The 11,926-nt window shown below is 53.1% G+C and carries 15 protein-coding genes and 1 tRNA gene; 6 read left to right on the top strand and 10 right to left on the bottom strand.

Annotated features, from left to right (window positions below; all coding sequences use genetic code 11):
- Positions 1-10: 10 nt before the first annotated feature.
- Entirely contained in the window at positions 11-1,231 is a 1,221-nt protein-coding gene (gene dcm, locus HUO14_RS02510) for a DNA (cytosine-5-)-methyltransferase (protein ID WP_176278298.1), read from the bottom strand.
- A gap of 335 nt (positions 1,232-1,566) precedes the next feature.
- On the opposite strand from dcm, the gene HUO14_RS02505 reads away from it, so the two are divergent.
- From HUO14_RS02505 to HUO14_RS16525, 3 genes are all read left to right on the top strand, one after another.
- Entirely contained in the window at positions 1,567-1,737 is a 171-nt protein-coding gene (locus HUO14_RS02505) for a hypothetical protein (RefSeq protein ID WP_176278297.1), read from the top strand.
- Between the two features lie 345 nt (positions 1,738-2,082).
- Entirely contained in the window at positions 2,083-2,409 is a 327-nt protein-coding gene (locus HUO14_RS02500) for a hypothetical protein (protein WP_176278296.1), read from the top strand.
- Positions 2,381-3,961, top strand: a complete 1,581-nt coding sequence (locus tag HUO14_RS16525) for a recombinase family protein (RefSeq protein WP_217907916.1) — start codon at positions 2,381-2,383, stop codon at positions 3,959-3,961. Before HUO14_RS02500 ends, HUO14_RS16525 begins: the two co-directional genes overlap by 29 nt.
- Here HUO14_RS16525 and HUO14_RS02490 read toward each other — a convergent pair.
- The 5 genes from HUO14_RS02490 to HUO14_RS02470 form a co-directional block, all read right to left on the bottom strand.
- Positions 3,912-3,988: transfer RNA gene (locus HUO14_RS02490), tRNA-Arg, on the bottom strand. The two genes, HUO14_RS16525 and HUO14_RS02490, sit on opposite strands and share 50 nt — an antisense overlap.
- Before the next feature lie 44 nt (positions 3,989-4,032).
- Positions 4,033-4,527, bottom strand: a complete 495-nt coding sequence (locus HUO14_RS02485) for a DUF1178 family protein (protein WP_176278295.1) — start codon at positions 4,525-4,527, stop codon at positions 4,033-4,035.
- Positions 4,524-5,357: a carbon-nitrogen hydrolase family protein gene (locus HUO14_RS02480; protein ID WP_176278294.1), complete on the bottom strand. Its 834-nt coding sequence runs from the start codon at positions 5,355-5,357 to the stop codon at positions 4,524-4,526. The genes HUO14_RS02485 and HUO14_RS02480 overlap by 4 nt, the downstream gene beginning before the upstream one ends.
- A 6-nt stretch (positions 5,358-5,363) precedes the next feature.
- Positions 5,364-5,621, bottom strand: coding sequence for a glutaredoxin 3 (gene grxC, locus HUO14_RS02475; protein WP_176278293.1), 258 nt, complete (start codon positions 5,619-5,621; stop codon positions 5,364-5,366).
- Positions 5,622-5,672: 51 nt separating this feature from the next.
- Positions 5,673-6,437 carry a ComF family protein gene (locus tag HUO14_RS02470; RefSeq protein ID WP_176278292.1) on the bottom strand — a complete coding sequence of 255 codons (765 nt, stop codon included), beginning with the start codon at positions 6,435-6,437 and terminating at the stop codon, positions 5,673-5,675.
- A 39-nt stretch (positions 6,438-6,476) separates the two neighbouring features.
- Between HUO14_RS02470 and HUO14_RS02465 the strand changes: the two genes are divergently transcribed.
- Positions 6,477-7,355, top strand: coding sequence for a class I SAM-dependent methyltransferase (locus tag HUO14_RS02465; protein ID WP_176278291.1), 879 nt, complete (start codon positions 6,477-6,479; stop codon positions 7,353-7,355).
- On the opposite strand, the gene HUO14_RS02460 is transcribed toward HUO14_RS02465, so the two are convergent.
- Positions 7,352-7,774, bottom strand: a complete 423-nt coding sequence (locus tag HUO14_RS02460; protein WP_176278290.1) for a (deoxy)nucleoside triphosphate pyrophosphohydrolase — start codon at positions 7,772-7,774, stop codon at positions 7,352-7,354. The genes HUO14_RS02465 and HUO14_RS02460 overlap by 4 nt on opposite strands.
- 90 nt (positions 7,775-7,864) lie before the next feature.
- On the opposite strand from HUO14_RS02460, the gene HUO14_RS02455 reads away from it, so the two are divergent.
- Both HUO14_RS02455 and HUO14_RS02450 read left to right on the top strand, forming a co-directional pair.
- A complete protein-coding gene (locus HUO14_RS02455) occupies positions 7,865-8,038 on the top strand; it encodes a Flp family type IVb pilin (protein WP_176278289.1) in 174 nt (57 codons plus the stop codon).
- A 111-nt stretch (positions 8,039-8,149) separates the two neighbouring features.
- The gene (locus HUO14_RS02450) at positions 8,150-8,314 is read left to right on the top strand and encodes a Flp family type IVb pilin (protein ID WP_176278288.1); all 165 of its coding nucleotides are present in this window, start codon (positions 8,150-8,152) and stop codon (positions 8,312-8,314) included.
- Positions 8,315-8,384: 70 nt separating this feature from the next.
- On the opposite strand, the gene HUO14_RS02445 is transcribed toward HUO14_RS02450, so the two are convergent.
- The 3 genes from HUO14_RS02445 to HUO14_RS02435 form a co-directional block, all read right to left on the bottom strand.
- Positions 8,385-9,860: a M48 family metalloprotease gene (locus HUO14_RS02445; protein WP_425500474.1), complete on the bottom strand. Its 1,476-nt coding sequence runs from the start codon at positions 9,858-9,860 to the stop codon at positions 8,385-8,387.
- A 159-nt stretch (positions 9,861-10,019) separates the two neighbouring features.
- Positions 10,020-10,967: an acetyl-CoA carboxylase carboxyltransferase subunit alpha gene (locus HUO14_RS02440; protein WP_176278286.1), complete on the bottom strand. Its 948-nt coding sequence runs from the start codon at positions 10,965-10,967 to the stop codon at positions 10,020-10,022.
- Positions 10,968-10,998: 31 nt separating this feature from the next.
- Positions 10,999-11,895, bottom strand: coding sequence for a tyrosine recombinase (locus HUO14_RS02435; protein WP_176278285.1), 897 nt, complete (start codon positions 11,893-11,895; stop codon positions 10,999-11,001).
- Positions 11,896-11,926 lie beyond the last annotated feature (31 nt).

The following is an 11,926-nucleotide window of genomic DNA, read 5'->3' as shown; positions in this document are numbered from 1 at the left end:
ATAGAGGCTTTTAACCGTTTGCTTTTCTGGATGTTTCAAGAGATGCGACAGCCTCGTGTATATGTGGCTCCATAATTTCTGCAACAGCTCGAACCACAGGAACGACTACTGCATTTCCAAATTGCCGGTAAGCTTGTGTATCAGACACAGGGATTATCCAGTTTGATGAATTAAACTCATCAAACCCCATAAGCCTAGCACACTCGGAAGGTGTTAGCCTTCTGGGACGGTTACTTTCCTGGTGAATTAGAATTTCCGAGCCATCCTTGTAATATCTGGCAGAAAGTGTTCTGGCGGTATCTTCTGGCCCAAAAAGGGAATAACCAAATCCGTTGCCTGCCTTGCGATGCTTTTCCTTGTAACCCTTCAGATATTTCCAAAGATTTTCGGTAAGGGTATATTTTTCGTCAACCTGATTTTCCAGAATATCGCCCAAAACAGGTTTCCGCTCCGGAATGACAAGATCATCGAAATTGAAAGTCGAGCCTTTCCTGAAACCAACAATGAAAATGCGCTCGCGCTTTTGGGGAACCCAATGCTCTGAGCTTATGACCCGCTTGTGGACTTCATATCCTAACTCTTTCTCTAGAATATGCATGATCGTCGCAAAGGTCTTGCCTCCGTCATGACGCTCCAAGTTTTTGACATTCTCAAGAAGAAATACAGACGGCTCGTGAAACTTTATTATTTTGGCAAGGTCATAAAAGAGAGTTCCTTGTGTATCACACAAAAATCCGTGCGGTCTTCCAAGCGAGTTCTTTTTTGAAACACCAGCAATGGAAAATGGCTGGCATGGAAATCCAGCTAAAAGGACATCATGGCGGGGTACCAGTCCGGGGTTATCTGCATATGGGCGAATATCTCCTGCAAAAATATGCTCCTCATCTTCAGCAAAATTGGCAGAATAAGTTTGGTGTGAAAACCTGTCCCATTCGGCAGTAAAAACACATTGTCCGCCAATTTCCTGAAATGGAATGCGTAGGCCTCCGATCCCGGCAAACAGATCGACAAACCGGAATGACCGGTCGCGCTCATAAATTTTTCTGGAGCGAGCGGCCGCGATATCTCTCAATGCATTTACAGCTAGTTGGGGCGCGTAGGTGCTATTCTTTGTTTCATAACGCCTGACCGTGCGGTCTGATTTGCCAATAATTTTGGCCGCTTCGTCTATAGTGAGTCCAGCTCTTTCACGTAGCATTGCGAAATCGGAAATAGTTGATAGGTCTTGCATGTTACCTCGCTGGGAATATTTTTGACACAATGTCACAATTTTTCCCAGAATAACATACTTAAATTAGAACACAAGGTGAACATTTGAGTTTTTATGAAATAAATTCATGAGGTGATCTGAGGCACCAAATCTGACGATATGTTCGCTTCTAGTAGATCATCGCCCCTTGGCGGCTCTTTTCGTAGTCTTTTTGCGGAAATCTAAAAAGGCAGGTTCAACCCTATCGGGTTCTTCACATTCGTTGCGACCGGAACAATCGGTGCATCGCATTTCCAGTTTCCTGAAGTCGGTCTTACAAAAGGCCGCGATAGGAGCGGTCTCCATAGGAGGTCGATATGTACGAACATTTCAACGATGCATCATTAGCAAATTTATCAAAATCTGACTTGGCAGCTCTGCTTGCAAACTATCTCGCAAGGCTGAACGCTACCGAGAATGAAGCTGAAAAGGCGCACGTAAGATCGGACATCGCGATCATTCAGAAATATCTCTTCAATCTTTCTTAGATGCTTCCATGCCTATAGATTGCGGATGCACTCCATGCTCTCAATAATTGAGAAAATGCAATCCTTTAAGATTTCCTTAACCTTAAGGTGTTTTACTAAAGTAATACACGGCTTTGTAAAAACAGCCTGTTTCGCTCAATTAGCGTGGAACAGAATGTGGGGAAAAACGGACAAGGTTGGACATTGAAGCCAGCCTCCGTGCTCAATTGCGAAGGATGTCAGATGCCTAATTGTGGCGGCCATTTATATGGCTGGTTGCCACTATGAAGGACATCCGTTTCTTACTTGTTCCCTCGAAAATGCGCTGCTGTGCGTCGTACCAGATATTAGTGACGCGGAACCTGCATGACCGAAAGTCGGTTCAAGCTACCGCGTTTGCCTGGGAGTGCGAGCATGGGAGCGATTGGCATGGAAAGAGACGATCTGGGGATTTCAGCAGGCAAAGAGCCGTTGCCCTCCGACTATTTGAGCGAAATTGACGATGAAGGTCTGACGGAATCGCAAAAACAAGAGCTCGTCGAGATATTGTTCCAAATCATGAAATCATTTGTTCTGCTGGGCTACGGCATGGAGCCTGTGAATAAGCTCATCGAAGAGTTTCAAAATTGTGCAAATGCTCCTGCTGATCTGCTAGAGTTGGAAGATGACAACGAAAGCTATGACTATGAGTGAAGGGCAACCCAAAGTTGCGATTATCTATGCGCGTGTTTCTTCCCGAAAGCAGGTGAAGGAAGGCGGCGGTATTGAATCGCAGGCGGTACGCTGCCGAGCCTATGCAACTTCTCGCGGCTATGAAGTGGTCGCGATGTTCACCGATGACATGACAGGTAGCAAGGCGCGCCGTCCAGGCATGGACGCGATGCTGTCTTTCCTGAAGCAACATAAAACCAATCCGCATATTGTCCTGATTGATGATATCTCTCGACTAGCGCGCGGTTTGAAGGCTCATATTGAGCTTCGTGACGAACTCGCGCAAGCTGGCGGGATATTGGAAAGCCCCTCGGTTGTCTTTGGCGATGATTCCGATTCCCAGTTTCTGGAAAATGTGCTGGCAAGCTCCGCGCAACATTTTGCCCAAAAGAACAGAGAGCAAACCATCAACCGTATGAAAGCGCGTCTGACAAACGGCTACTATGTGAATGCGAGGCCGCCCCTTGGCTATAAATACATCAAGGGTCACGGCAAAGAGTTGGTAAGAGACGAGCCTATGGCCTCGATTGTTCAAGAAGCGCTGGAGGGATTTGCCTCTGGCCGCTTTGCCACACAAGGCGAGGTCAGACAATTTTTGGAAGCACAGCCAGAGTTCCCAAAGAACGGTAAAGGCGGCGTCACCCATGAGCGCGCAAGCATCCTTTTGAAGCAACCCATCTATGCAGGCATGATTGAAGCCCCTGCGTGGGGTATATCGATGCGTGAAGGCAAACATCAGGGATTAATTTCTTGGGAAACCTTTCTCCAAATACAGAATCGCCTAGGCGGAGGCGATCGCGTTCAAAATAGAATCGATCTGCATGAAGATTTTGTATTGCGCGGTGCAGTCGATTGTGGCGACTGCGATAAACCGCTAACTGCCTGCTGGAGCAAAGGTAAGAACAAGCGCTACCCCTATTACCTCTGTTTCAACAAAGACTGTGACAGCTATCGTAAATCGATAGCTCGCGATCAGCTAGAAGGTGAATTTGAAGGACTGCTGGCTCAGCTACAGCCAACCCAGAACCTGTTCACCATCGCCTCAAAGATGTTTCGTGATTTGTGGGAGCATATGGCCGTTGGCAATCAAGAACGTGCAATACGTCTCAAGGGCGATCTGACGCGACTGGAGGGCAATATGACCAAATTGGTCGATAAGATGCTCGACACCGACAACGCCATTGTCAGTGAGCAAATAGAAAAGCGTATCACTGCATTGGAAAGTGAAAAGCTTCTGCTAGCCGAAAAGATCGAAAAACTCGGCAAGCCCGTAAGGGGCTTTGACGAAATGTTCGAACACGCCCTCACATTCCTCGCAAACCCTTATAAAATATGGACTAATGGTACATTTTCCGACCAGAGGAATGTCCTTAAACTAGCCTTTTCTGGTAGGCTTAAATACAGTAGAAATGGAGGACTTCGAACACCCCAAACTTCTATACCTTTCAAGGTCTTAGGTAGCTTTTGGGATGGTGAAAAAGGAATGGTGCGCCCGACAGGATTCGAACCTGTGGCCCCCAGATTAGGAATCTGATGCTCTATCCGACTGAGCTACGGGCGCGTTGTGGTTGCGGGTCTAGCCACATTGGCAGGAGCATGCCAGAATCAATTTTTGGAATCGGGAGGTAAAACCGGCAACGGCAGAGGCAGTGCCGCGATTCCTTCTTCGACCAATTCGGCGACCTCTTCCTTTGACGCGGTCCCGTGGATGGCTTTTTCGTCCGCTTCGCCATAATGGATATCGCGTGCGCGATCGGCGAACTTGTCACCCACCCACTCGGAACTGGCGAGAAGCTTTTCCTGCGCCTTGGCCAGTTCGCCAATGATTTGCCGATATTCGGCGGGAACGGGCGCCTTGTTGCTCACCGGCGTCGGAGCCTTGGTCCCAGACTGGTCTTCGGCCGGTTTCGCAAAGGCCGGCAGCTGGTTGCCTTTTCGACCCACATTCGGCGCCATTGCGGCCTTGCCGACATTTGCGCTCCCGCAGACAGGACAATCCAGCAACCCGCGATTCTGCTGGTCTTCATAATCCCTGGAGGATCCGAACCAGCCCTCGAAGCGATGCCCCTGGTCGGCGCACATCAGATCGAAGACGATCATGCCGGATGCACCGGCAGAGCGAATTTCTTCCGATTGGCGACAGCAGGGATGCGGGAGCGCACCTCCTGCACCTGCTTCAAATCCAGCTCACAGAAACCAAGCCCGGTCCCCTCGCCCATATAGAGCAAGACCTTGCCCCAGGGATCGATGACCATCGAATGCCCATGAGTCGTGCGACCGTCTTCATGCCGCCCGGATTGCGCCGCCGCGACGACGAAGGCCCCAGCCTCTATCGCACGTGCGCGCAGCAATATTTCCCAGTGGGCTTTTCCGGTCGGCACAGTGAACGCTGCGGGAATGGACAGCAGGTCGGCACCGGCATTGGTCAAGGCTTCGTACAGCCCCGAAAACCGGACATCATAGCAAATCGACATCCCCAGCGTCGCGCCGGGGATCGCTGCCACGACAGCTTGCCGCCCGCCCGCATAGGCCGAAGATTCTCGCGCAGAGTCATCGGGACCGAGGTCCACATCGAACAGATGAATTTTGTCATATCGGGCGGCGATTTCGCCATCGGGAGCAATCAGATAGGAGCGATTGACCCATTTATCCCCTGACCGTTCGAGATCCTTCACAGCAAGCGAGCCCAGCTGCACCCATATCCGCGCGTCCCTTGCTTCGGAGCGGGCAGCGGACAGAACCAGGTCATCCGCTTCACCCCGGATCGCTGCAGCCGCGCGGGACCGGTCCCTGTCCAGCAATCCGGTCATCTCTGGCGTAAAGATGATCTCTGCGCCTCCGGCGGCAGCTTCTGCGATCAGCGAAGCGAGCTGCCTGGCATTTTGATCCGGGTCAATCCCGCTGCACATCTGGGCTACCGCGACTTTCAAGATCGGTCAGCCTGCCAGAAGTGCATCAAGTTCACCGGAGCGGTCCAGTGCGGCAAGATCATCCGATCCGCCGATATGACGGTCGTTGATGAATATCTGGGGAACCGTTGTCCGACCACCGGATCGCTGGATCATTTCCTCACGCTTCGCACCACCCATGGTGATGTCGGTTTCCTCGAAACTGACGTCCTTGCCCTCAAGCAGCGCCTTGGCCCGAAAGCAGAAGCCGCAGGTGAATTTTGTATATATTTCAATCTTCGACATATTAAGCTCTTTCTACCCTCAGTCTGCAAATGGGCTCCCGGCGTACGGAATTCAAGCAATCCCGGGCGGTACTGGAAGCCTGCCACTTTCAGCATCGCTTATAACCCGGGCCCAGCAGAAAACGAGAACTTGTTTCGCCCCGGCCTTTTTGAGCAGCCGGGCGCAAGCACCGCTCGTCGATCCACTCGTATAGACGTCATCGACCAACAGGACCGACTTGCCGGCCAGAACTGATTCTGCAGCGGCGCCAAGCGCAAAGGCGGCTGCGACGGTTCGTCCCCGCTGCTTGCCAGTCATCCCTCGCAGCGGAGGGGTGGCCTTGCAGCGGCGAATGACATCATGGTCCATCTTGATGCCGGAGCGTCGAGAGAGCTCCCTCCCGATCAGCACCGACTGGTTGAACCCGCGACTCCATAAGCGTGACCGGTGAAGCGGTACCGGGACGATGATCGCGTCGCCGGAATATTCTCCGGTAAATTTCTGCAGATGTTCGGCAATCAGTCTGGCGAGCCCCAGACGGGTGCCATATTTCAATCGCATTGCAATCAGCGAACTCCGGTCATCATAGCGCACCACCGCCCTCACCCCGTCGTGAACCGGCGGATTGGTCAGGCAGGCAACGCAAAGGCTGTCTTCCGGGCCATCGAAGGCAAGCGGGACGCCGCAAGCCGCGCACCACGGCTCAGCCAGAAAATCCAGTCGCTGCCAGCAGGACAGGCAGAAGCGGTTGTCCGCCTCAACCGTCACTCCGCAGACAGGACATCTTGGCGGCAAGGCGAAATCGATCAGGGGCCGGAATATGGTTGGCAACGGCATTTGATCTTTTTGTCGAGCGCTCCTAAAGCCGCAAGGCCCATGACCGATACAGTCAATATCGCGGAAGTTTTTGACCGCAGCAAAAGACGCATTGTCCGTGATCGCGCTTATACACGGGCGGGTGGCGATGATTTCCTTTCACAGATCATGTTTGAGGAAATTCTGGAGCGCCTTGATGTCGTCAAACGCACATTCCGGCGAGCGCTGATAATCGGAATCGCTGCCGGCAGGCTGGGACAAGAACTGCAAAGACGCGGGATGAAAGTTTTTTTTGCGGACTCCAGCGCGCGGGCTGCCACGGCACTGGGCGGTGTAATATGCGATGATGATCGTTTGCCTTTCGCTGATCACAGCTTCGACCTGATCATCAATATTGGCTCGCTGGACACGGTCAACGACTTGCCCGGTGCGCTAGTGCTGTGCCGGCGGATATTGGTTCCGGATGGATTGTTGTTGGCGGCGATGATCGGTGCGGAGAGTTTTCCATCCCTCAAATCCCTGATCATGGAAGCCGAGGGTGACAAGGTATCCGCACATATTCATCCCCAGGTCGATGTGCGGACAGCGGGTGATCTGCTGTCGCGTGTCGGGCTTACCATCCCGGTAGCGGACAGCGACAACTTGCAGTTGAACTATTCCAGTCTCGGGCGGCTGCTCTCGGATATCAGGGATGTCGGGGGCAGCAATATCATGGCCAGCAACCATTCGGCCATCGGACGGAAAGTCTATAATCGCATGCAGAACCTGTTTTCAGCACAAGCCGAAGCGAGCGGAAAATTCTCTGAGACGGTCACTTTAATATATCTTTGCGCCTGGGCCCCTCATCCCGACCAACCGAAGCCAGCGCGACGCGGTAGTGGTCAGGTCTCTCTGAAGACGACGCTTTCCGGAGACCCGGGGAAGAAGACGGAGAATTAAGCCGGAGCAAGAAGGTGGTTTGACAGCATCTGAACCAGCGGGCCGTCCGCTGGAGGCATCGGAAGCCCATCGATCTCGGTCACGGGCAGCCATTGCAAATCGAGCGCTTCGGGGCTTTCTACCTGCCCTGTCCACCTGCGGCATATATATAGAAGAAGGATCAGATGCTTCTCTGCCAATGGCTCGCTGGCAAAGGCCAGCGGCTCGATATCCTGCGGTTCGACACTGATATTCAATTCTTCGCGCAACTCGCGAATCAGAGCAATTTCCGGCGTTTCCCCCGATTCGACCTTGCCCCCAGGAAATTCCCAGAGACCGGCCATCGGCTTGCCTTCCGGCCGTTTCTGGACCAGAATTCTGCCCTTTTCGTCAACGAGTGCAGCAGCCGCGACAAACAGATATGTCGGGTTTTTTTCCATTTTTTTATGCGATGTAAGGATTTTGTTAATCCATTTCTGTGAAACCGGTCTTGTTCACGACTTAGCAGAACTTTATCCGTGGAGAGAGACATGATTGCTTATATCAAAAAATTATGCCTCTCTGAATCAGGTGCGACGGCTGTTGAATATGGTTTGGTATTGGCTCTCATCGCGATATCCGCACTGGTTGCGATTAACGGTGTTTCCGAGGTTACCATAGGTATGTGGAACGATGTTGCCGATGAGGTAACTAACGTTTCATAAAAAAGCGACGCACTTAAGTATTTGGTAAGGTTTCTACTCTAGGCTCTTGAATATTGGATATAAAAATATTCAATTGGGTAAGTGAAGTTTGTCAAATCTAGGAGACCAGACATGAAAATCGTACGTAAAATGTTCAAGAACGAAGAAGGCGCTACCGCCATTGAATATGGCCTGATCGCTGCTCTGATCGCTGTTGCAGCCATCGTTGCAATGGGTTCGCTGGGCAACACGCTCGCTGACACGTTCAACGAAGTTGAAGGCGAAATGGCTGGTTAATCGCAACAGCGGTTAGCTAGAAACGAGACGGCAGCCTAACGGCTGCCGTCTTTTTTTGTGCCCGTAACAATCAATAGGTAACGACTTTCACCTTCTGACCCGCCTGCAACCGATCCGTCGCGCTCAAACGGTTGAGCACCAGAAAGCGATCTTGCTGATAGGCTGTGTAGGCCATTCGCGACGACAGGCTCGAAATCGTGTCGCCGCTTTTCACGGTTACGACGTCGACCTTGCGCGGTTTGATCGCAGCCGCTTCTGCCGACGAAAGCCTGGTGATACTCTGGTACATTGGCGAAAACACGGACGCGCTGCCTGCCGGCGTTATCGTTGCGAAATGAAAAGCGCTGCTTTTCGAAAATTCATAGGCAAAGACGGTCACGTCAACCTGGCCATTGTTGCTTTCCACCCGCGCCGTCGCATAAGATGCCGGTATTCCGTTGACCGTCGTCCGTTCAACAGCGCCACGAGTGATCGACTTTCCGGTTCCCGCCAGGCTCTGGAAAGCCGCATCGATATAGGAAGTCATGTTGCCGTTATAGGCTGCGGTCGTGAACTGCCCCTGCCCGCTGGAACCGCTGATCGCGACGGCGCGCGCGCCGTTCTGCATGGCGAAACCATTGGGAACGCTGAATTTGAGTTTCAGATCAGGATGCAGGAAGCTATTTCCTTCGATCACGCCTTGCTTGGGATCATCACCATATAGGATTCCATCCAGCCTCTGCAGGAACCGGTCCCGATTACGCACCCCGTCCGGCTGGGCGAGCTTGCGAGCATTGGTCGCGGCCCGCGACACCCTGCGTGCGGGATCTGGATGGGTGCTCGCCCACTCCGGAGTGCTGCGGGCGTCACGGCCTGCTGCTCGCACGTCGATTGCCGACTGCGCGGCCAAGGAAGATAACATCGATGAAAGCGCCTGGGGATCGTAGCCCGCAGAAGCGAGATAGCGGATGCCCAGATCATCGGCTTCATATTCCTGCTTTCGAGAATATTTGAGCGTCAGCAGCTGGCTGCCGGTCCCGAAAACCTCCTGTCCGATCCGTCCGAACGCAGAATCACCGAGCAGAACCTGAGACCCGATTTGACCCAGCAGGCCGATAATACTGTTGCGTGTCGCTGTCTTTTGCCGTTTTTCGCTATGCCTTGCCGCAACGTGACCGACTTCATGGCCCAAAACACCGGCCATCTCCGCCTCGTCATTCATCAACGCCATTAATTGCCGCGTGAGATAGACATAGCCGCCGGGGATGGCAAAAGCGTTATTCGCCGGACTGTTCAGGAGCGTGACGGTAAAGTCGCTACGGGCGTTTCCCAGTCCCGATTGGACCGCAATATTCTGGCCCACTTCCACGACATAACCGACTTGAGGACCGGTATAAGCACCGCCAAACTCCTCGAGCAATTGCGGATGGGCCTCCGCCCCTTTCTGCTTTTCCGCTGCCGATATGGAACGGGCTTCGCCCGACTGGCTTCCGGCCGAATCAACGGCACCGGCCCCCGCGCCGGTTCCGGTGCATGCCACCAAGGCGATAACGCCAGCAGCACTCATGAATCGTGTCGTCAGTCGTGTCGAAAATTGTCTCATATCAAGCTCCTCTTTGTCGCAATGTATAAGAACGGTTCAATCGGTAAAGGGTTCCACCTGTAAAATGACGTTTCGACCGCTTCAGCCCGCGGTTCAGCCAATACAAAATCCAGCTTTTCCGGTTTAAAGCGACCCGATTTGCAGAAACTTTTCACGGCGCAATCTTCTCAACGCCTCGCGATCCAACTTTTCGAGCGCCGCAAATTCTTCCTGAATCGCCACACCGAGGGTCGCGATAGCCAGACTCTGGTCGCGGTGTGCGCCGCCAACGGGCTCAGTTACTATCCGGTCGATCACGCCCAGTTTTTCGAGGTTTTGAGCGGTTATCTGCATGGCATCCGCGGCAACGTCGGCCTTGTCGCCCGTGCGCCAAAGAATCGAAGCGCATCCTTCCGGTGAGATGACCGAATATACCGCATGTTCGAACATCAAAACACGTTCTGCCGCAGCCAAAGCGACAGCGCCGCCCGAACCGCCTTCCCCGACTATTATGGCGACCATCGGAACGCCAAGCGAAAGACATTTTTCTGTCGACCGGGCGATTGCTTCGGCCTGTCCCCGTTCTTCCGCGGACACGCCGGGAAAAGCTCCCGATGTATCGACCAAGGTCAATACAGGAAGCGAAAACCGGTCGGCCATATCCATCAGGCGAATTGCCTTGCGGTAGCCCTCAGGCTTTCCCATGCCGAAATTGTGCCGCAAACGGCTTTGTGTATCGTCACCCTTCTCGTGACCGATAACCACCATCCGGCGGTCGCCCATTCGGGCAAAGCCGCCAATAATGGCCTGGTCATCGCCAAAATTGCGGTCGCCACCTAGCGGTATAAACTCGTCGAACAGGCCGGCGATGAAATCCTTGAAGTGCGGGCGTTCGGGATGCCGGGCGACTTGCGTTTTTTGCCAGGGAGTCAATTTCCCGTAGGTATCAGCCAACATTTTTGCCGACTTGGCCTGCAGCTTTTCAATTTCCGCTGCAATATCCAGCGAGCCTTCGTCAGCAGTGTCTCTAAGCTCGAGAATACGAGATTCCAGCGCCGCGATCGGTTTTTCAAAATCGAGATAAGATGTCATGAAAAAGAGTTAGAACCGGACAGGCGAAACGTCAACGCGCGAGATTGCGTTGGCTCAGGGGATGGCGATTATTTACCAGCTCAACCAGACGGGCGCTGTCGATATGCGTATAGATCTGGGTCGTGCTTATGTCGCTATGCCCCAGCAGGGTTTGCAGCGCTCTCAGATCAGCCCCTCCCTCCAGAAGATGGGTGGCAAAAGCATGACGCAAGACATGGGGGCTGATATGCTCCGGATGAATACCGGCCGTGACCGCAAGTTCCTTGACGATCTGATATAGCCTGATCCGGCTTATGTGGCTCTTTCGCGAGGGAAACAGCCATGTTTCCCTGGGATCGACATGATCCATCCAGCGGCGGACAGCGTCACGCGCCTGTTGTGAAATCGGGACCAGCCGTTCCCTTTCACCTTTTCCCCTGATGATCAAGAACGGCTTGTCGCCGGACAGTGCCGAACGTTGCAAGCTCACCAGTTCGCTCGCCCGGAGACCCGATCCGTAGAGCAGCTCCATGATGGCGGAAAGCCGGAGGATCGCAGGTTTGACCGGTTCGGAGTCCAAGCCTTCGGCAATGACCCGGAACAGATTTTCAATTTGGCCGTGCGACAGGGTCTTTGGCAGCGAACGGACCATGCCCGGACGGGGCAGTGCATTCGAAGGATCATTCTCCCGAAAGCCTTCTTCAATGAGAAATCCAAAGAAACGCCTCAGACTGGAGGACTTGCGAGCAACTGTACTATTCTGCAAATTACGCCAAGCAGCAGGTAGTTTTTTGACCATCTCCTGATCCGCGACGGACAATCTACCGCCCAAGATTGCGGACGCCTGTTCCAGATCGGTCCGATAAGCCGATAGCGTGTTCCGGGAAGCGCCGGTCTCGGCGACGAGCATTTCAAGGAAACGCTCGATCAGATTGGCATCATCACTCATATCGCGCACGAATAGCCCTCACAGCCTGCGA

Origin of the sequence: Parasphingorhabdus flavimaris, from assembly GCF_013371215.1 — a bacterium.
GTDB classification, from domain to species: Bacteria; Pseudomonadota; Alphaproteobacteria; order Sphingomonadales; family Sphingomonadaceae; genus Parasphingorhabdus; species Parasphingorhabdus flavimaris.
The sequence above is the reverse complement of the archived record's forward strand: the minus strand, read 5'-3'. Positions and strand labels throughout refer to the sequence as shown.